At 74.1% G+C, this 19,198-nt stretch carries 22 protein-coding genes and 1 riboswitch; of the genes, 15 read left to right on the top strand and 7 right to left on the bottom strand.

The annotated features are described in order from the left end of the window. Positions 1 to 65 precede the first annotated feature (65 nt). On the top strand, positions 66 to 1,094 hold the full coding sequence (locus COO58_RS08180; protein ID WP_369700195.1) for a permease: 1,029 nt from the start codon (positions 66 to 68) through the stop codon (positions 1,092 to 1,094). Next, positions 1,091 to 1,819, top strand: coding sequence for a TIGR03943 family protein (locus COO58_RS08175; RefSeq protein ID WP_091573990.1), 729 nt, complete (start codon positions 1,091 to 1,093; stop codon positions 1,817 to 1,819). The genes COO58_RS08180 and COO58_RS08175 overlap by 4 nt, the downstream gene beginning before the upstream one ends. A 98-nt stretch (positions 1,820 to 1,917) precedes the next feature. On the opposite strand, the gene rpsN is transcribed toward COO58_RS08175, so the two are convergent. The 3 genes from rpsN to rpmB are packed head-to-tail and all read right to left on the bottom strand — an operon-like array spanning position 1,918 to position 2,626. Further along, the gene (rpsN, locus tag COO58_RS08170) at positions 1,918 to 2,223 is read right to left on the bottom strand and encodes a 30S ribosomal protein S14 (protein ID WP_091573989.1); all 306 of its coding nucleotides are present in this window, start codon (positions 2,221 to 2,223) and stop codon (positions 1,918 to 1,920) included. After that, entirely contained in the window at positions 2,223 to 2,390 is a 168-nt protein-coding gene (rpmG, locus tag COO58_RS08165) for a 50S ribosomal protein L33 (protein ID WP_013287204.1), read from the bottom strand. The genes rpsN and rpmG overlap by 1 nt, the downstream gene beginning before the upstream one ends. Continuing rightward, on the bottom strand, positions 2,390 to 2,626 hold the full coding sequence (gene rpmB, locus COO58_RS08160; protein ID WP_098744422.1) for a 50S ribosomal protein L28: 237 nt from the start codon (positions 2,624 to 2,626) through the stop codon (positions 2,390 to 2,392). The genes rpmG and rpmB overlap by 1 nt, the downstream gene beginning before the upstream one ends. Positions 2,627 to 2,909: 283 nt before the next feature. Between rpmB and COO58_RS08155 the strand changes: the two genes are divergently transcribed. Together COO58_RS08155 and COO58_RS08150 are read left to right on the top strand one after the other, a co-directional pair. After that, positions 2,910 to 4,196, top strand: a complete 1,287-nt coding sequence (locus COO58_RS08155; protein WP_098744420.1) for a GTP-binding protein — start codon at positions 2,910 to 2,912, stop codon at positions 4,194 to 4,196. Next, positions 4,193 to 4,456 carry a type B 50S ribosomal protein L31 gene (locus tag COO58_RS08150; RefSeq protein WP_091573986.1) on the top strand — a complete coding sequence of 88 codons (264 nt, stop codon included), beginning with the start codon at positions 4,193 to 4,195 and terminating at the stop codon, positions 4,454 to 4,456. The genes COO58_RS08155 and COO58_RS08150 overlap by 4 nt, the downstream gene beginning before the upstream one ends. A 51-nt stretch (positions 4,457 to 4,507) precedes the next feature. Here the strand turns inward: COO58_RS08150 and COO58_RS08145 are convergent, their stop codons facing one another. From COO58_RS08145 to aztA, 4 genes are read right to left on the bottom strand one after another with little or no spacing between them, the layout of a single operon-like run. Then, a complete protein-coding gene (locus COO58_RS08145) occupies positions 4,508 to 4,867 on the bottom strand; it encodes a (2Fe-2S) ferredoxin domain-containing protein (protein WP_098744419.1) in 360 nt (119 codons plus the stop codon). Positions 4,868 to 4,869: 2 nt separating this feature from the next. Next, a complete protein-coding gene (locus COO58_RS08140; protein ID WP_098744417.1) occupies positions 4,870 to 6,096 on the bottom strand; it encodes a GTP-binding protein in 1,227 nt (408 codons plus the stop codon). Then, positions 6,093 to 6,272 carry a 50S ribosomal protein L32 gene (gene rpmF / locus COO58_RS08135; protein ID WP_091573983.1) on the bottom strand — a complete coding sequence of 60 codons (180 nt, stop codon included), beginning with the start codon at positions 6,270 to 6,272 and terminating at the stop codon, positions 6,093 to 6,095. Before rpmF ends, COO58_RS08140 begins: the two co-directional genes overlap by 4 nt. 55 nt (positions 6,273 to 6,327) lie before the next feature. Continuing rightward, entirely contained in the window at positions 6,328 to 6,987 is a 660-nt protein-coding gene (gene aztA, locus COO58_RS08130) for a zinc ABC transporter ATP-binding protein AztA (RefSeq protein WP_098744416.1), read from the bottom strand. A 47-nt stretch (positions 6,988 to 7,034) separates the two neighbouring features. On the opposite strand from aztA, the gene aztB reads away from it, so the two are divergent. The 11 genes from aztB to COO58_RS08075 all read left to right on the top strand — a co-directional run bounded on the left by aztB (position 7,035) and on the right by COO58_RS08075 (position 19,195). Beyond that, positions 7,035 to 7,913 (top strand): zinc ABC transporter permease AztB, encoded by an 879-nt coding sequence (gene aztB, locus COO58_RS08125; protein WP_098744414.1) that lies wholly within the window; start codon positions 7,035 to 7,037, stop codon positions 7,911 to 7,913. 29 nt (positions 7,914 to 7,942) lie between these two features. Then, positions 7,943 to 9,103, top strand: coding sequence for a hypothetical protein (locus COO58_RS08120; RefSeq protein WP_245666334.1), 1,161 nt, complete (start codon positions 7,943 to 7,945; stop codon positions 9,101 to 9,103). Next, positions 9,100 to 10,011 (top strand): zinc ABC transporter substrate-binding protein AztC, encoded by a 912-nt coding sequence (gene aztC / locus COO58_RS08115; RefSeq protein WP_098744413.1) that lies wholly within the window; start codon positions 9,100 to 9,102, stop codon positions 10,009 to 10,011. Before COO58_RS08120 ends, aztC begins: the two co-directional genes overlap by 4 nt. 80 nt (positions 10,012 to 10,091) lie before the next feature. Then, the gene (gene aztD / locus COO58_RS08110) at positions 10,092 to 11,273 is read left to right on the top strand and encodes a zinc metallochaperone AztD (RefSeq protein ID WP_245666332.1); all 1,182 of its coding nucleotides are present in this window, start codon (positions 10,092 to 10,094) and stop codon (positions 11,271 to 11,273) included. 186 nt (positions 11,274 to 11,459) lie between these two features. Further along, a complete protein-coding gene (locus COO58_RS08105) occupies positions 11,460 to 12,050 on the top strand; it encodes a copper chaperone PCu(A)C (RefSeq protein WP_098744411.1) in 591 nt (196 codons plus the stop codon). Further along, on the top strand, positions 12,047 to 13,279 hold the full coding sequence (locus tag COO58_RS08100) for a Dyp-type peroxidase (protein WP_098744410.1): 1,233 nt from the start codon (positions 12,047 to 12,049) through the stop codon (positions 13,277 to 13,279). Before COO58_RS08105 ends, COO58_RS08100 begins: the two co-directional genes overlap by 4 nt. Positions 13,280 to 13,305: 26 nt before the next feature. After that, the gene (locus tag COO58_RS08095) at positions 13,306 to 13,884 is read left to right on the top strand and encodes a copper resistance CopC family protein (RefSeq protein ID WP_098744408.1); all 579 of its coding nucleotides are present in this window, start codon (positions 13,306 to 13,308) and stop codon (positions 13,882 to 13,884) included. Positions 13,885 to 14,105: 221 nt separating this feature from the next. Further along, on the top strand, positions 14,106 to 16,052 hold the full coding sequence (locus tag COO58_RS08090; protein WP_255292554.1) for a cytochrome c oxidase assembly protein: 1,947 nt from the start codon (positions 14,106 to 14,108) through the stop codon (positions 16,050 to 16,052). Between the two features lie 137 nt (positions 16,053 to 16,189). Continuing rightward, positions 16,190 to 17,653, top strand: a complete 1,464-nt coding sequence (locus COO58_RS08085) for a PepSY domain-containing protein (protein ID WP_098744407.1) — start codon at positions 16,190 to 16,192, stop codon at positions 17,651 to 17,653. A gap of 119 nt (positions 17,654 to 17,772) precedes the next feature. Continuing rightward, positions 17,773 to 17,911: riboswitch (cobalamin riboswitch) on the top strand. Between the two features lie 148 nt (positions 17,912 to 18,059). Beyond that, positions 18,060 to 18,572, top strand: a complete 513-nt coding sequence (locus COO58_RS08080) for an acyl-CoA thioesterase (protein ID WP_091573973.1) — start codon at positions 18,060 to 18,062, stop codon at positions 18,570 to 18,572. Further along, positions 18,572 to 19,195: a LysE family translocator gene (locus COO58_RS08075; RefSeq protein ID WP_098744405.1), complete on the top strand. Its 624-nt coding sequence runs from the start codon at positions 18,572 to 18,574 to the stop codon at positions 19,193 to 19,195. The genes COO58_RS08080 and COO58_RS08075 overlap by 1 nt, the downstream gene beginning before the upstream one ends. Positions 19,196 to 19,198: the final 3 nt, after the last annotated feature.

Below are 19,198 nucleotides of genomic sequence, written 5' to 3'. Positions count from 1 at the left end.
AGGGACCCACAGTGACGGATACGTCACCGTAGGATGCCCCCCGTCGACCCGAGAAGGTGATCCGACTGAGCACGACCGATCCCGCCGCTCCGGCCGCGCCCCGCTCCGGCGCGGCGGACACCGCCGCGCCACCACCCGGCCGGGACCGGGTGGTCGGCTCCACCGAGGTGCTCTGCGTCCTGCTCGTCCTGGTCGGCGTGCTGCACCGGCAGGTGGGCTCGCTCGTCTCCGACCCCCGCCTGCAGACCTGGCTGACCGTCTTCGTCTCGGTCCTGGTGCAGGCGATGCCGTTCCTGGTCTTCGGAGTGGTGCTGTCCGCGGTCATCGCGGTCTTCGTACCCCGCTCCTTCTGGGCCCGCGCCCTGCCCCGGCACCCGGCGCTGGCGGTCCCGGTCGCCGGCGCCGCCGGGGTGGTGCTGCCCGGCTGCGAGTGCGGTTCGGTGCCGATCGCCGGTTCGCTGATCCGGCGCGGCGTCACCCCCGCGGCCGCGCTGGCGTTCCTGCTCGCCGCGCCGGCGATCAACCCGATCGTGCTCACCGCCACCGCGGTGGCGTTCCCGCGCCACCCGGAGATGGTGGTCGCCCGCGGCGGGGCGAGCCTGGTGGTGGCGCTGGCGATGGGCTGGCTGTGGCTGCGCCTGGGCCGGTCGGAATGGATCCGCCTGCCGCACCGGGCCCACCTCGACACGATGCCGCGCGCCGCCGCGTTCTGGGCGGCGTGCCGGCAGGACGTGGTGCACGCCGGCGGGTTCCTCGTGCTCGGCGCGATGGCCGCGGCCACCATCAACGTCGTCGTGCCCCAGCAGGCCCTGCACGACCTGGCGGCCCGCCCGGTGCTGTCGGTGCTGGCGCTCGCCGCGCTGGCGGTGCTGCTGTCGATCTGTTCCGAGGCCGACGCGTTCGTCGCCGCGTCGCTGTCCCAGTTCTCGCTGACCGCCCGGTTGGCCTTCCTCGTGGTCGGCCCGATGGTCGACCTCAAGCTGGTGTCCATGCAGGCGGGCATGTTCGGGCGCGCGTTCGCCCTGCGCTTCGCGCCGGCCACCTTCCTCCTCGCCGTGCTCGTCGCGGCCGTCGTCGGGACGGTGCTCTGGTGAACCGGGGCAGCCAGGCCGTGGTGCTGGTCCTCCTCGGGGGCGCGATCCTGCGGGCCAGCCTCACCGACCTCTACCTGCGCTACGTCAAGCAGGGGCTGCGCCCGTTCCTCATCGCCGCCGGCGTGGTGCTCGTCGTCGCCGCAGTGGTCGCCCTGGTGCAGGAACTGCGTCACCTCAACCGGCCCGACGACGCCGGCGACGGGGCGGACGACGGCCACGGTCACGGCCGCTCCGGGCCGGCCGTCGGTTGGTTGCTGCTGCTCCCGGCGCTCGCCCTGCTCTTCCTGGTGCCGCCGGCGCTCGGCGCGGACACCGCGTCGCGTGCCGGCTCCGCCCTGACCGAGGACCGCGACGTCGCCTACCCACCCCTGCCACCCCGGGAACCGGCCGAGCTGACCCTCCTGGAGTACGGCTACCGCGCCGTCTACGACGACGGCCGCACCCTGCGGGGCCGGCAGCTCCAGCTCACCGGCTTCCTCGCGCCCGGGCCGGACGGACGCCCCATGCTCGCCCGGATCGTGCTGTCCTGCTGCGCGGCCGACGGCGTGCCGATCAAGGTCGGGCTGCGGGGCGAGGTGCCCGCGCTGCCGGCCGACACCTGGATCCGCGCCACCGGCCGGTGGATCCCGCACACGGTGAAGGACCCGGTCAACGACGCGGACGTGCCCTCCTTCCAGGTGGACACGTGGGAGCGGATCGCGGCGCCGGCCGAGCCGTACGAGTGACCGGCCGGCGCGGTCCTCCCGAACGGGACGCCGCGCCGCCCGGTCCCCATCAGACGACCAACGCTCGCCGGCCCGGTGTCACGCCCGGTGACACCGGATCACCAGGAGGCCTTGCGGATCCCGGGGAGCTCGCCGCGCAGAGCCAGTTCGCGGAACCGGACCCGGGACAGCCCGAACCGGGTCAGCACCCCGCGCGGTCGACCGTCGATCTGGTCCCGGGAGCGCAGCCGGACCGGGCTGGAGTCGCGGGGCAGCCGGGCGAGTCGACGGACGGCCTCCTCGCGGGCCGCCGGGTCGGTGTCCGGGTGCCTGATCGCCCGCTTCAGCCCGGCGCGGCGCTGCGCGTACCGGTCGACGAGCCCGACCCGGCGGGCCTGCCGGTTGCCGAGGCTGCGGCGCGCCATCAGCGGGCCTCGCGGAACTCGACGTGCCGGCGCACCACCGGATCGTACTTGCGCAGGACGAGGCGGTCCGGGTCGTTGCGGCGGTTCTTGCGGGTCACGTACGTGTAGCCGGTGCCGGCGGTGCTGCGCAGCCGCACGATCGGACGCACGTCGGTCTGTCGGGCCATCAGACCTTCACCCCTCGCGCGCGCAGCTCCGCGACGACCGCCTCGACGCCCCTGCGGTCGACGGTGCGCAGCGCCTTGGCGGTGAGGGTCAACCGGACCCACCGCGCCTCCGACGGCAGCCAGTAGCGGTGGTTCTGGAGGTTGGGGTTCCACCGGCGCCGGGTGCGCCGGTGGGAGTGCGACACGGCGTTGCCGAAGCTGGGCTTCGCGCCGGTGACGTCACAACGTCGGGACACGGTGATCTCTCCTCGTGGTTGATCGAATCCTGATGACAATGGCTTTCCTTCTGCGGCCCGCCGATCGGCCGATCCGAGGGCTGGGGGCCGGTGCGACGCCCGGAGGGCCCGAGGACGCCGCACCGGCCGGCCCGCTCCGTGCGAGGTACCCCCTACCTCCCGCGGGCCGGGCTGATGGTATCGGGATTCGGTTTCATCAGTCGACCCGATCCCCGTATCGGCGCGCTCGGCAGCCACCCTATACTGACAATGATTTTCAACAACATCCACCGGGAGGACCGACATGTCGACGTCACCGCTCGCACCGTCCGACGTGGTTGCCGCCAGGGCCGACGCCCGTCCGTCGTTGACGGTGCTCAGCGGCTTCTGGACGTCCACGACGTACGCCGCGGCCCGGGCGCTCCTCGCGGCGGACCCGTCACTGCTGCTGGTCCGGCACGACCTGGCCGACCTGCGTGCGGGCACCGTGCACCGGGTGGTCCGGGACGTCGGGGGCGTGCTGGAGGACGAACGGATCGCGCTGGCGCACGGGTGCCTGTCCTGCACCCTGCGAGAGGACGTGCTGCCCACCCTCGCCCGCCTGGCCCGCGCCCACCCCCGGCGGGACCTGCTGCTGATGCTGCCCGAGGTGGTCGAACCGGAAGCGGTCGCCGCCGTCTGCGCGCACTGCCTCGTCGACGGGCAGCCGATCACCGACCTGCTCACCGTCGACTCCTACGTGACCGTGGTCGACGCCGAACACCTGCTCGACGGGCTGGCCCGCACCGACGACCTCAGAAGCCTCGGCATCGCCGCCGCGGACAACGACGACCGGGCCCTCGCCGACGTGCTCGTCCGACAGATCGAGTACGCCGACACCCTGGTGCTGTGGGGACACTCCCGCGAGGGCGCGTACGACACCGACCGGCTGGCCGTGCTGCTCGACCGGATGGCGCCCTGGGCGACGCGGATCCGGGTCGACGACGACACCGTCGACGCGAACCTGCTCACCCGGCAGCTGCGCGGCACCCTCCGCCACCGCCCCGAGACCCCGGCCGTGCTGACCCGCGGGCTGGAGGGCCACATCCTCGGCGTGCACGAGCCGCACCCGGACTGCGGGATCGTCTCGGTGGTCTTCCGCGCCCGCCGCCCCTTCCACCCCCGTCGGTTGCACGACGTCCTGGAGGAGGTCAACGCCGAGGTGGTCCGCTCCCGCGGACATGTCTGGCTGGCCAGCCAGCCGGACACCGTCGTGGCGTGGGACTTCGCCGGCGGCGGTCTCGCCCTCGGCGGTCTGGGTCGGTGGCTCACCGCGCTGCCCGACCCGTACTGGGACGAGGTGTCCGACCACCGGCGGCTCACCGCCGCGCTGGACTGGGACCCGTACTACGGCGACCGGCACCAGCACCTGGTCCTCATCGGCGTCGACCTCGACCCGGCCCACCTGCACCGCACGCTCGCCGGCTGCCTGCTCACCGACGCCGAACTCGCCGACGGCGAGGACGGCTGGCGACGGTACGACGACCCGTTCGCCGGCTGTTTCCCGCTCGCCGACCTCGACCGCACCGACACCGAAGGAGAGACCGCATGAAGCCCGACATCCACCCCGAGTACCGGCCCGTCGTCTTCCGCGACCGCGCCGCAGACTTCGCCTTCCTCACCCGGTCCACCGCCACCGGCGACCAGACGGTGGAGTGGACCGACGGCAACACCTACCCGGTGATCGACGTGCAGATCTCCTCGGCCAGTCACCCCTTCTGGACCGGCCGGCAACGCCTGCTCGACACGGAGGGGCGGGTGGAGAAGTTCCGCGCCAGGTACGCCAACCACGCGTCGCGACGAGCGCGCTGAAGTCGGACGGGGCGACCGGTCGCCGTGTGGCGGCCCGGTCGCCCCGGGCCGCTACGACCGGTCGCCCCGCGGCGCCTCGGACCCGCCGTCGGTCGCCGCGTCGGCCCGGCGGACGAGGTCGACGACGACGTCCACCTCCCGGGCGTCCGCCACCGGCCCGACGAGCACGCCGCGTCGGGCGGCCCGCCCCGTGCCGTCCAGCACGAGCACTGCGGGAGCCCGTTCGCACGCCCCGAGGCACCCGGAGCGGACCAGCACCGCGCCACGGCTGGCACGCACGGCCCGCCGGAGGATCTCGGCGAGACCGGCCGACTCCTGGCCGGGCATGCCGGGACGGCGCAACGCCCGGCAGCGGTGACCGTCGCAGTAGACGACAGTGACCCCGGCACCCGGCCGGGCGGCGGCGCCCACCGTCAGCCCCGGTCCGGCACGGCGTGGTCGTGCAGGTCGCCGAGGTCCCACGCCGGGAACGGGTCGGGCAGGACCCGCCAGGCGGGCTCGCCGGCGGTGATCTCGCCGTCGGTGAGCAGACAGCCGGTCAGCGCGGCCCGCAACCGGTCACCCTCGAGCCCCACACCGATCAGGACCAGTTCCTGCTGCCGGTCCCCGAAGGCCGGGTGCCAACGTGCGGCGAGGTCGGCCCGCTCCCCCGGGTCCTCGGGCCAGTCCCCGGACACCGCGACCGGGACACCGACCGGGTCGCACCGACCGGACGGCCCGGCCTGCGACCACAACGCCTGGACGCCGGGCCGGCTCGCCAGCCACAGGAAACCCTTCGACCGCACCACACCGAAGGCGTCCAGCCCGTCGGCGAGCAGATCCCACAGGCGCTGCGGGTGGAACGGCCGGTGGTCGCGGAACACGATGCTGGAGATGCCGTACTCCTCGGTCTCCGGCACGTGCTCGCCGTTGAGTTCGGCGACCCAGCCGGGCGCGGTCTCCGCGCGTTCGAGGTCGAACCGTCCGGTGTGCAGGATCTCCGCCGCGTCGACCCGCCCGTGCGCGGCCCGGACCTGCCGGGCGGCCGGGTTGAGTCGGGTGAGCAGCGCCTGCACCACCGACAGGTCTGCCGGGGCGATCAGGTCGATCTTGTTGACCACCAGCACGTCGGCGAACTCGATCTGGTCGACCAGCAGGTCGGCGATGCCCCGGTCGTCCCCCTCGTACGCGGCCAGGCCGCGCGCCTCGAGCGTCTCACCCGCCTCGATCCTTGCCAGCAGTCCCGCCGCGTCGACCACGGTGACCGTGGTGTCCAGCCGGGCCAGGTCGTCCAGGACCTGCCCGTCCTCGACGCCGAAGGCGAACGTGGCGGCCACCGGCATCGGCTCGGAGATCCCGCTGGACTCGATCAGCAGGTAGTCGAACCGGCCCAGGCGGGCGAGCCGGGCCACCTCGTCGAGCAGGTCGTCGCGCAGCGTGCAGCAGATGCAGCCGTTGGTCAGCTCGACCAACCGCTCCTCGGTCCGTGACAGCGTCCCACCGTCGCGGACCAGTGCGGCGTCGATGTTGACCTCGCTCATGTCGTTGACGATCACCGCCACCCGCAGCCCGTCCCGGTTGGCCAGGACATGGTTGAGCAGGCTGGTCTTGCCGGCACCGAGGAACCCCGACAGCACCGTCACCGGCAGCCGGCCGGTCACGGCTGGTCCACCACCTGACGACCCTTGTACAGGCCGCAGTGCGCGCAGGCACGGTGCGGCACCACCATCTCCCTGCGCGGGCAGGGACACGGGGTCAGTGCGGGCACGGTCGCCTTCCACCGGGCCCGCCGGTGCCGGGTGTTCGACCGCGACATCTTCCGTTTCGGAACGGCCATCGCGCTTCTCCTTCGTGAGCAGGTCGCGACACGGTATCGCTTTCGGTTGTCGTTTTCATCTTCGGATCGACGGAGTGGTGTCGGCGACGGCGCGATCCCCGGCGCCCGGCAGCCGCAGCGTGCGGTCGGCGAGTGTGGCGTCGGCGGCGTCGTGGCTGGCGTACACCACCGCCGCGCCGGCACGAACCCGCTCACCGAGCAGGTCGTGGACGCGCCGCCGACTCTCCGCGTCGAGGCCGACCGTCGGTTCGTCGAGCACGAAGACGTCGGCGGCCTGGACCAGAGCCTGGGCGACGAGGGCACGCTGGCGCTGCCCGCCGGACAGTTCGCGCAGCCGTCGCCGGGCCAGCCGGGCGAGGTCGAGCCGCTCCAGGATCGCGCCCACCGCGAGGCGGTCGTCGCGGTCCAGCCGTCGGCGCGGCCGGAACCGGCCGATCTGCACGCACTCCGCGACGGTCAGCGGGAGCGCGTCGATGCCGCTGGTCCGCTGCGGGAGCAGGGCCAGCCGGCAGCCGGCGCGCCGCCGGACGCTGCCCTCGGCCGGCTGCTCGACACCGGCCAGCAGGTGCAGCAGCGTGCTCTTGCCGGAGCCGTTCGCGCCGGTCACGGCAACCGTGCAGGCGGCGTCCACACGCAGGCTCACGTCCCGCAGTACGGGGGTACCGGCGTACCGAAAGGCCACGTTCTCGACGGTCAGGATCTCGGTGCCCACCATGCCCCCTAATGGAATCGGTTTTCGTTTGCACTATAGTCGAGCCGGTGATGGCGTCCCTGCTCGAACCGTTCACCGCGTCCTTCGTCGTCCGCGCCCTGATCGGCGGCGTCCTGCTGGCAGCGGCGTGCGCCCTGGTCGGTGTGTGGGTGATCGCCCGCGGCATGACCTTCCTCGGCGAGGCGATGAGCCACGGCATGCTGCCCGGCGTCGCCGTCGCGTCGATCGTCGGCGGCAATCTCGTCGTCGGGGCCGCCGCCAGCGCGTTCGCCATGGCGGTCGGCGTCAACGCCCTGCGGCACAGCCGCGAGTTCGGGCGCGACACCAGCATCGGGCTGCTGTTCGTGGGAATGCTCTCGGTCGGGGTGATCGTCGTCTCGCACTCGCGGTCGTTCGCCACCGACCTGACCGCGTTCCTGTTCGGTGACGTCCTGGCCATCCGGTGGCTTGACCTGGCGCTGCTCGCCACCGCGGTCGCCGTGGTCGCGGTGGTCTCCGCGGCCTGCTACCGGCCGTTCCTCGCGCTCACCTTCGACCCGCGCAGGGCACGGACCCTCGGCCTGCGTCCCGACCTCGCCAACGCGGTCATGCTGGCCCTGCTCACCGTCACGATGGCGGTCGCCTTCAGCGTCGTGGGCACCCTGCTCGCCTTCGGCATGCTGATCGCGCCGTCGGCCGCGGCGATGCTCGTCGCACGGCGGCTCCCGGTGGTGATGCTGGCGAGTTTCGCCATCGGCTCGGCCGCGACCGTGACCGGTCTGTGGATCTCGTGGTACGCGGCGACCGCCGCCGGTGCCACCGTCGCCGCCGTGGCCGCCGGAACGTTCTTCGCGATTCTCGGCGCGAGCCGGGTCACGGCCGCGACGCGACGTCGTCGGTCACCGGCCCTCGCACCACCCCCCGTTTCCGTACCGAAGGGAAGTTCGTGATCTTCAGCACCACCGGAAGGCTCCTCGGCGTGACCGCTCTGGGCCTCACGCTCGCCGTCTCCGCCTGTGGCTCGCCGGAACGCCGGCCACCGGACGCCTCCGAGACGCCGCACGGCTACGTGGAAGGCGCCGAGGAGCTGGCCGAGGCGCAACCGGCCATCGCGTACGCCACTCGCGGTGGGCGCCGGTTGGGCCTGCTCGACCTGGCCAGCGCCGCCGAGAAGGACATCGCCCTGTCGGTCCCCGCCGCCGGGGTCACCGAGGACGGCCGCTTCGTCTACGTCGACGACGGTGACCGCACCCTGGAGATCGTCGACGGCGGGGTGTGGACCGTCGACCACGCCGACCACGTCCACTACTACCGCGCCCCGTCCCGGTCGGTCGGCACGCTGTCGCTCGACGCCCCGATCCGGACGATCGCCGGCTTCGGGACCCACACCACGGTCGGCACCGCCGACGGAAAGGTGACGGTCCTCGACCGACGCGCACTCGAGACCGGCACGATCAGCGAACTGGCCACGATCGACTCGAGCAGTTCCACACCGCTGGCCGTGCCGTACGCGGGGCAACTCCTCGTCGCCGTCGGCGACGATCCCCGGCGTCCGGCCGACCGGATCGTGGCCATGGACGCGACGGGCCGGCCCACCGGCGCCCTCGAGGCACCCTGCGCGGCACCGCGCGGGTGGGCCGTCCTGCGTGGCGGTGCGGTCATCGCGTGTGAGGACGAGGTCGTACGGGTCAAGCTGGCGGGTGACGACCTCACCGCCACGGTGCTGACCTCCCCGCGTACCCCGGTCTCACCAGGCAGGTTCGGCTACCGCCCGCGCAGCAACGAGGCGGCGGTCGCGGACCGTAGCGGCATCTGGTCGGTGAACGCCGCCAAGGCCACCCTCCGGTACGTGCCGGTCGCCGGCCGCGAACTGGTGGCCGCCGCCTCACCCGCGGACGCGAGCACGGTGCTCGCGCTCGACACCTCCGACCGGCTGATCAGCCTCGACCTCGAAACGGGCAGGATCCTCGCCGAGCGCCCGCTGCGCGCCACCGGTGTGACGCTGGACGTCGACCGCGCCTACCTGACCGACCCGGAGGCCCGCGTCGTCCATGAGATCGACTATCGCGACCGGCTGCGCACCGCCCGCACGCTGACGGTCGCCGACCGACCGGATCTCATGGTGGAGGTCGGTCGATGAGAGCACGGAAGGTCCTCGTGACGCTTCTCGCCGGCGCCCTGCTGACCGGGGGCACCGCCTGCGCCTCACCCGACACCTCGCGCATCGTGGTCACCACGAACATCCTCGGCGACGTCGTCACCGAGATCGTCGGCGACCAGGCAGAGGTCAGCGTGCTGATGAAACCCGACGCCGACCCGCACTCCTTCGCCGTCTCGGCCCGGGAGGCGCACACCATGCAGACAACCGACCTGCTCGTCTACAACGGACTCGGGCTCGAGGAGGGCGTCCTGCGCCACGTCGAGGCCGCGGAGGCCGAGGGCGTCCACAGCGTCGAGGTCGGGTCCCGGATCGAGGCGATGGAGTACCAGGACGGCGACGCCGCCGGTCTGCCCGATCCGCACTTCTGGACGGATCCGGCGCGGGTGGCCACGGCGGTACGGCTGCTCACCGACGAGATCGTCGAGCACGTCCACGGGGTGGACGCCCGCGCGGTGCGGGAACGCGCGGAGGCCTACGGCGGGAAGGTGCGTGAGCTGGACGCGGATCTCGCGCGACGTTTCGCCGCCATCGCCCCGGAGCGCCGGGTCCTGGTCACCAACCACCACGTGTTCGGCTACCTCGCCGATCGCTACGACTTCACGGTCGTCGGCGCGATCATCCCGAGCGGCACCACGCTCGCGTCACCGAGTTCGTCGGATCTCGCCTCGCTGGTCACCGCCATCAGGGCCCACCGGGTGCCGGCGATCTTCGTCGACACCTCACAACCGGCCAGGCTGGCCGAGGTGCTCGCCTCGGAGGCCGGTATCAGCGTGAAGGTGAGCGCCCTGTACTCGGAGTCGCTCAGTGACACCGACGGCGACGCGCCCAGCTATCTGGGGATGATGCGCTTCAACGCCGAGGCGATCGTCGGCGGCCTCTCCACCTGAGACACCCCGGACGTCGGGCCGGTGGGCTCCCCGTGTACGTTAATGAAAATGGTTGTCAGTTTTAATTGAGGGGGAACTTCGTGAGGCATCGTGGAACCAACGGCGCGGCCGCCCTGGTGGCGGCTGCGCTGGCGCTCACCGCGTGCGCGTCCGAGTCGGACGACGGCACCGCACCGTCGGCCGGATCGTCCGCCGCGGCCTCGGTCAAGGAGCCGGTGGCGATCACCTACGACGGCGGTATCTACGTGCTCGACGGCGAGGCGCTGAACGTGGCGCACACCGTCGCCCTGCCCGGCTTCAACCGGGTGAACCCGGCCGGCGACGACACCGGCGTCTTCGTCTCCACCGAGTCCGGGTTCCGGGTCCTCGACGCGGCCGCCGGCAGGATGACCGACGTCAGCTACCCGGGCGCCAAGCCCGGCCACGTGGTGCGGCACGGGGACCGCACCATCCTGTTCACCGACGGCACCGGCGAGGTGCACAGCTTCGACCCGAAGAAGCTCGCCGACGGCAAGCCCGAGGGACGCCGGTACAGGACCGCCCAGCCACACCACGGCGTCGCCGTCGAACTCGCCGACGGCACCCTGGTGGTGACCCTCGGCACCGAGGAGTCCCGCCCGGGAGCCATCGCCCTGGACAAGGACGGCAAGGAGATCGCCCGCAGCGAGGAGTGCCCCGGCGTGCACGGCGAAGCCGTCGCCCAGGGTGAGACCGTGGGCCTCGGCTGCACCGACGGCGTGCTGCTGTTCGAGAACGGCGCCTTCGTCAAGGTCAAGAGCGCGGGTGCGTACGGCGCCGTCGCCACCCAGGCCGGCAGTGACAAGTCCGCCGTCCTGCTCGGCGACTACAAGGTCGAGCCGGACGCGGAGCGTGAGTTCCCCGAGCAGTTCGCGCTCATCGACACGGCCGCACGGAAGATCCAGGTCGTGCCGATGCCCGAGGGCGTGAGCTACAGCTTCCGCTCCCTGGCCCGCGGCCCGCAGGGCGAGGGCCTCATCCTCGGCACCGACGGCAAGCTGCACGTGGTCGATCCCGCCTCGGGGAAGCTGACCAGTTCGTGGCCGGTGGTCGGCGCGTGGAAGGAGCCGATGGAGTGGCAGGAACCGCGCCCGGCCCTGTTCGTCCGCGGTGACGACGCCTACGTCACCGAGCCCGCCACCAGGAAGGTGCACCGCCTCGACCTCACCACCGGCCGGGTCGTCGGATCGGTGACGCTCGACGCGGTTCCCAACGAGATCAGCGGCGCGGTGTCCGCGCACTGACCTCCCGTTCGCCGGCGGTGAGGACGAACCTCGTCCCCACCGCCGGTGGCGTTCGCGGGCACCCCCGGCGCGACGCGTCGTGCCCGACCCGCCAGGCGGGCGAGGTGATCGATCCCACCGGCTGGAACTTTCCACCCCTCGGATCCGACCAACCGGACGAACACCGATCTTCGAGGGGACACCGTCATGCCCAGCACCACCAGCGGCCGGCTCCTGCGCCCGGCGGCCCTGATCGCCGCCGCCCTCCTGGCCGCGTCCGTCGCCGCCTGCGGGTCGTCCGACGACCCGACGACCGCCGCCCCGTCGGCCTCGACGAATGCCTCGGCCTCCGCGGGCGCGACGGCCGGCGTGCTCGGCATCCGGGACCCGTGGGTGAAGGCCGCCGACAAGGGCATGACCGCGGCGTTCGGCACCCTCGTCAACGACGGCGACGCCGACCTGACGATCACCGGGGCGGCCACCGAGGTCTCCCCGATGGAACTGCACGAGATGGCCATGAAGGACGGGAAGATGGTCATGCAGGCCAAGCCGGGCGGCATCGTGATCAAGGCGCGCTCCAGCGCCACTCTCGAGCCGGGCGGCGACCACCTGATGCTGATGAACCTCAAGCAGCCGGTCAAGGCCGGCGACGAACTCAGCTTCACGCTCACCTTCGCCGACGGTCGCACCCAGACGTTCACCGCCGTGGCGAAGCCGTTCACCGGCGCCCAGGAGTCCTACGTCCCCGGCCACGGCGAATCCCCGATGCCGGAGATGAGCATGAGCCCGGCCTCATGACCGAGGGCTCCCCCACGGGCCGCCGGGTGAGCAGGCGCGGCCTGCTCACCGGCGGCGCCGTAGCCGCCGGGGGCGCGCTCGCCGGCGGCGCCGCGATCGCCGTCGCCCGACCCGACGATCCCCGGGTACGCCCCGCCGAGCCCGTCCCGGTGGCCCAGGTCGGCAGCGCGGTGGAGTCGTTCCACGGCGTGCGGCAGTCCGGCGTGACCACCGAACCGCAGGCGCACGCGGCGTTCGTCGCGTTCACCCTGAAGCCCGGCGTCGACCGGGCCGCGCTCGGGCGGATGCTGCGGCTGCTCTCCGACGACGCGGCCCGGCTCACCCGGGGCCGCCCGGCGCTGGCCGACACCGAGCCGGAACTCGGCCTGCTGCCCGCGCGGCTGACCGTCACGTTCGGCTTCGGCCCCGGCCTCTACGCCGCCGCCGGGCGCGCCGACCGCCGGCCGCCGTCGGTGGCCGACCTGCCCGCGTTCCGCATCGACCGGCTGCAACCCCGCTGGTCCGGTGGGGACCTGCTGCTGCAGATCTGCGCCGACGACCCGCTCACCGTCGCCCACGCCCAGCGCGTCCTGGTCAAGGACAGCCGACCGTTCGCCACGGTGCGCTGGGTGCAGCAGGGCTTCCGCCGGGCCGCCGGGGCCGAACCGGGCCGCACCCAGCGCAACCTGTTCGGCCAGCTCGACGGAACCGCCAACCCGAGACCCGGCACCCCCGCCGACACCGCCGTGTGGGTCACCGACGGACCGAACTGGTTGCGCGACTCCACCACGCTCGTCGTCCGCCGGATCAGCATGAACCTGGAGACCTGGGACCTGCTCGGTCGCACCGACCGGGAGATCGCCGTCGGGCGGCGCCTGGACACCGGCGCGCCGCTGACCGGCACCGCCGAGCACGACGAGCCGGACTTCGCCGCGCTCGGGCCGGACGGGCTCACCGTCATCCCCGACTTCTCCCACCTGACCCGGGCGCGGATCACCGACGACCGGCTGAAGATCCTGCGCCGGCCCTACAACTACGACGGCGTCCCGACCGCCGAGGGGCACGCGGACAGCGGGCTGGTCTTCGCCGCCTACCAGGCCGACATCGCCCGGCAGTTCCTGCCCATCCAGCGCCGGCTGGCCGAACGGGACCTGCTCAACGAGTGGACCACCCCGATCGGCTCCGCCGTGTTCGCCGTCCCGCCCGGCTGCCCGGAGGGCGGCTGGGTCGGCCAGCAGGTGCTCGGCTGACCACCACCAGGAAGGCTCCTCCCCCGATGCGTACCCGATCCGCCGCCGCGTTCCTCGCCGCGCTGCTCGCCGCCGCCACGCTGCTGCTGGCGCCGGCCGCGCCGGCCGCCGCGCACAACACGTTCCAGGCGGCCACGCCGGCCCAGGACGCCCGGCTGACCGCCGCGCCGACGACGGTCACGCTGCGGTTCCTCCAGCAGCTCAACCCGGAGTTCACCACCATCGTGCTCAGCGACTCCGGCCAACGGAAGGTCCCCACCGGCGCCCCCGTCGTCGACGGTCCCACCGGGACGATCTCCGTCGACGAGCCGCTGGCCAACGGCACCTACACCGTCGCCTACCGGGTGGTCTCCGCCGACGGCCACCCGGTGCAGGGCTCGTACCGGTTCACCGTCGCCGACCCGGCGGCCCTGGCCGTGCCGGCACCGGCGGCTGCCACGACCGGCGGCGACGCGGGTCCGACATCGACCGCCGCGGGTCCGGCGTCCGCCGCGGCCGGCGGTGACGACGGCCCGCCGGCCGTCCTGCTCGCCGCCGGCGTGGTCGTCGTCGTGGCCGTGGCCGGCGCGGCCCTGCTGCTGTTCCGACGCCGCCGCGCCTCCTGAACCACGACGCCGGCCGAACCCGGCGTCCCGTCCGAAGTCAGGTCCGCACCGTGCACCAGCCCACTCCGTCTCCGACACCCCGTTCCCTGCCCGACACCGGCCACCCGGAACAGGCCGGGCCGGACCGCCCGGAACAGGCCGGGCCGGACCGCCCGGAACAGGCCGGGCCAGGCCGCCCGGGGCGAGCCGGCCCGGCGGCCGGTGGGTGGCTCGTCGGACTGGTGGCGGCCGGTGCGGCGGTGGCCGTGCTGCTGCTCGCGCTGCGCCTCGGCGGCGCGCTCGCCGCCGCGATCCCCGGCCTGCCCGATCCCGGCCCGGTCACCACCTGGGCGCTGCCGCCGGTGCGACTGATCGCCGACGCGCTCGCCACCCTCACCGTCGGCTTCGCGGTGACCGCCGCGTTCCTGCTGCCCGGCGACGGGACGAGCGTGTCCGCGCACGGCTGGCTGCTGCTGCGCCGCGCCGGCCTGACGGCGGCCGGCTGGGCCGTGACGAGCCTGACGCTGCTGGTGCTGACCGTCTCCGACCTGCTCGGCGTGCCACTGGACCGGCTCGGTGCGGCGAGCGTGGTCAGCTTCGGCGTCGACATCGCGCAGGGCCGCTCGTTGCTGGCGCAGGCGGGGCTGGCCGCGGTGGTGGCGGTGGCGGCCCGGGTCGGCGTGTCCCGGGGCACGGCGGCGCTCGCGTCGGCGGTCGCGCTGGTCGGGTTGCTGCCGCCGGCGCTGACCGGGCACGCGGCCGGGGCGGGCAACCACCAGATCGCCGTGTCGAGCCTCGCCCTGCACGTGCTCGCGGCGGCGTTGTGGGCCGGCGGTCTGGCCGCGCTGCTGAGCATCCGGCGCAGCCGGCACCTGCCCGGGGCCGCCGCGCGGTACAGCCGGCTCGCGCTGGCCTGCTTCGTCGCCGTCGCGGTCAGCGGCCTGGCCAACGCCGCGGTACGCCTCGGCGCGGTGGACCAGTTGTGGCAGTCCCGCTACGGGTGGCTGGTGCTGGGCAAACTCGCCGCGCTGGTGGTGCTGGGGCTGATCGGCGCGGCGCACCGCACGCGTACCCTGCCGGGTCTTCGTGCCGGGCGGCGCGGCGCGATCGCGCGGTTGGCCGCCGGGGAGCTGATGGTCTTCGCCGCGACGGTCGGCCTGGCCGTGGCGCTGTCGCGCAGTCCGACGCCGGTCGCCGAGCCGGTCGACGCCGACCCGGTGACCGAGGTGCTGGGCTTCGGCATGCCGGCCGCGCCCACGGCGGCGCACCTGCTCGGGCAGCCGCTGCCCGACCTGTTCTTCCTCACCGTGACGGTGGTCGGCATCGCCGCCTACCTGGCCGGGGTCCGCCGGTTGCGCCGAGCCGGACACCACTGGCCGGCGGCTCGCACCGCGAGCTGGGTCGGCGGCCTGCTGGTGCTGGCCGCCGCCACCGGCCTCGGTTTCGCCCGCTACGCGTACGTGCTGTTCAGCGCGCACATGGCCCAGCACATGGTGCTGTCCATGCTGGTGCCGATCCTGCTGGTCGGCGGCGCACCGGTCACGCTGGCGCTGCGGGCGCTGCGCCGCCCGGCCGACGCGCAGGTGCGGGGCGCCCGGGAGTGGCTGCTGCGTGCCCTGCACAGTCGCCTCACCCGGCTGCTCACCCATCCGGTGGTGGCGCTCGGCATCTACACCGCCAGCCTCTTCGGCCTCTACTTCAGCGACCTGCTGGGCACGCTGATGCGCTCCCACCTCGGGCACCTGGCCATGCTGGGGCACTTCGTGGTCTCCGGCTACCTGCTGTTCTGGGTGCTCATCGGCGTCGACCCGGGCCGACCCCGGGTGCCCCACCCGATCCTGGTGCTCATCCACCTGGCCGCGATGATGGCGCACGGCTTCTTCGGACTCGCGCTCATGCAGACCACCACCGTCATCGCGCCGGACTGGTACCTCGGCGTCCATCCCGAATGGGCGTCGTCGCCGCTGGCGGACCAGAAACTGGGCGCCGGCATCGCCTGGGCGTTCGGCGAGATCCCGGCCGCCGTGGTCATGGTCCTGCTGGTCCGACAGTGGATCCGAGCCGACGAGCGCGAACAGCGCCGCCTCGACCGGGCCGCGGACCGGGCCGAGGTCACCGGCGAGGACGACGAGCTGGCCCGCTACAACGCGTTCCTGGCCGCCACCGCGCGCCGCGCCGACCGCAACTGATCGGAGCATCGGCGGGAACTTCCGCGCGGTCCGGTCCGACCATTCACCCGGAGACGGCAACCGCGCACACCGGCACGGCTCGACGGGCACGGGCCGGCCCGTTCCCCAATTCCTGTTTCCCGATCGGAGTTGCCCTGATGTCTGTGACCGAACTGCACGGCGACCGCGCGCCGGACTCCCCCGCCACACCGCCGGACGCCGCCCGACCGCCCCGCCGGCCCGCGCCGCTGACGGCCCTGCTGACCCGCCTGCACTTCTACGCCGGCGTCCTGGTCGCGCCGTTCCTGCTGGTCGCCGCGCTCACCGGGCTCGCGTACACGATCACGCCGCAGCTCGACGCCGCGCTCTACGGCGACAAGCTCACCGTCACCGCGGTCGGCGGGCAGCCGCGACCGCTCGCCGACCAGATCGCCGCCGCCCGCGCCGCGCACCCGGACGGCACGCTGACCTCGGTGCAGCCCGGCGCCGGCGAGCGGACCACGCAGGTGGTGTTCGCGCAGGAGGATCTCGGCGACCGGCAGCACACCGTCTACGTCGACCCGTACACCGCCGAGGTGGCCGGGCAGCTCACCACCTGGTTCGGGTCGACACCGGCCACCACCTGGCTGGACGACCTGCACCGCAACCTGCACCTGGGCGACGTCGGGCGGCACTACTCCGAGATCGCGGCGAGCTGGCTGTGGGTGCTGGCGCTGGGCGGTGTGGTGCTGTGGTGGCGCCGGCGTGCCGCCGGCCGGGCCCGCGCCCGGCACCTGCTCGTGCCCGACCTGTCCGCCGGCCGGGGAGTACGCCGCACCCGGGGCTGGCACGCCACCACCGGCGTCTGGCTCACCGTGGGTCTGCTCTTCCTCGCCGCCACCGGTCTGACCTGGTCCCGCTATGCCGGGGCGAACTTCGGCGCCGGGCTGGACGCGTTGCGCGCCGGCACCCCGGAGATCTCGACCGCGCTCGACGGCGCGCCGCCCGCCACCGGCGGTGGGGAGCACCAGCACGGCGCAACGGCCACCGCGCCGGCGGCCGACCCGGCCGCGTACGACCGGGTGCTGGGCGCCGCCCGCGCCGCCGGCCTGTCCGGCCCGGTCGAGATCGCACCGGCGGCGCAGGACGGTGCCGCCTGGACGGTCGCGCAGACCGACGACACCTGGCCGGTCGCGTACGACCGGGTGGCCGTCGACCCGGCCGGCGGCACGGTGGCCGCGCGCAGCGACTTCACCGACTGGCCGCTGCTGGCGAAGCTCAGCAAGCTCGGTATCCAGGCCCACATGGGCCGTCTCCTCGGTCCGGTCAACCAGGTCCTGCTCGCCGCGCTCGCGCTCGGCCTGCTCTGCGTCGTCGTCTGGGGCTACCGGATGTGGTGGCAGCGCCGGCCCACCCGCGCCGACCGCCGGGCGCCGCTGGGCGCACCGCCGGCCCGGGGCGCGTGGCGCGGCACGCCGTGGTGGGCGCTGCTGGTCGGCGTGCCGATGGTGGCGGCGCTCGGCTGGGCGCTGCCCTGGTTCGGCGGCACGCTGCTCGGTTTCCTGGTGGTCGACGCCCTGGCCGGACTGCTCGCGCGCCGGCGGCGCAGCGTCCCGGTGTCACCCGCCCCGGCCGGCAGCTGACCGGCGTCCCGCCCGGCGACCCTCCACCCGGGGCCGCCGGGCGGGCCAGGCGGCCCGAAGGTGCTGGGTTACGCTGCCGGCAGCGCTGGTTCACCCGGTCGGCCCCGGCCGGGTGTCGCAAGAGGGAACCCGGTGGAAGTCCGGGACTGCCCCGCAGCGGTGAGTGGGAACGACCGCCGTCATCAGCACTGGGCCACCCGGCCCGGGAAGCGACGGCCAGTAGGCGACCTCGTGTCGTGCCCGCGAGTCCGAAGACCTGCCCGCGCCGCGCGCACCGACCGGTGCGCGCTGCCGTCGACCTCGCGGGTGGGTCGGGCGGGTGACACGCCGGACGCGAACCGTCGGCGTGCCCTCGACGATGCGCCCCGCCCGGTCGGCGGCCCGCTTCGCGAGGACGGAACCACACGTGCCCGACACCAGCACGCTCACCGGCCGACCACCGTCGGCCTCGCACCTGACCCTGTCGCAGATCATGGACCAGCACCACACCAACCTGATGGGTACGGTGCACGGCGGTCGGATCCTCAACCTGATCGACTCGGTGGCCGGCGTGGTCGCCGCTCGCCACTCCGACGGACCGGCGGTCACCGCCGCCATCGACGAGACGGCCTTCCTGCGGGCGGTGCGCGTCGGCGACGTGGTCCACGTCGACGCCCGCATCACCTGGGCCGGGCGCAGCTCGATGGAGGTGGCCGTGAAGGTCAGCGCCGACCGCTGGGACCGGGCGGTGCCGCCGGTGGACGTGGCCACCGCGCACCTGGTGATGGTGGCCGTGGACGACCACGGCCACCCCCGCGCCGTGCCGCCGCTGCGCCCCGAGACCGACGGCGACCGGCGCCGCTACCGCGAGGCGCACATCCGCCGGGAGCATCGGCTGGCGCTGCGGCGGGCGCTGCTCGACGGCGGGGGCGAGGCGTGATGGCCGGACTGCCGCCGGCCGTGCTGGCGGGTTACCTCGCGGCGATCGTGCTGCTCATGCTCACGCCGGGACCGGACATGATGTTCGTGCTCGCCAACGCCGCCCGGTACGGCGCCCGGGCCGGCGCGGTGGCCGCGCTCGGGGTCGCCGCCGGGGAGGCGGTGCACGTCGCCGCCGTGGTGGCCGGGCTCGCCACCGTGGTCGCCGCGTCGCCGGTGCTGTTCACCGCGATCCGGTGGGCCGGCGCGGCGTACCTGGTCGTGCTGGGGGTGCGGGCGTTGCGCGACGCCGGACGGCCCGGCGCCTCGGCGGACCGGGCCGACGGGCGGGCCGGCCGGGCGTTCCTGCGCGGTCTGCTGACCAACCTGCTCAACCCGAAGATGATCCTGTTCAGCGTGGCGTTCCTGCCGCAGTTCGTCCGGCCCGGCGAAGGGCCGGTGGCGGCGCAGCTGGTGCTGCTCGGCGCGCTCTTCGTCGCGGTGCAGCTCACCGTCGACCTGGCGCTGGGGCTGGGCGCCGGCCGGATCGCCGGCCGGTGGGGCGACAGCCGCTGGTCGCGGAGGGTCGACCGGGTCTGTGCCGTGGCGTTCGTCGCGTTGGGGATCCGGCTGGCTGCCGGTTGACGT

Source organism: Micromonospora sp. WMMA1996 (genome assembly GCF_002573675.1).
GTDB classification, from domain to species: domain Bacteria; phylum Actinomycetota; class Actinomycetes; order Mycobacteriales; family Micromonosporaceae; genus Micromonospora; species Micromonospora sediminicola.
The sequence above is the reverse complement of the archived record's forward strand: the minus strand, read 5'-3'. Positions and strand labels throughout refer to the sequence as shown.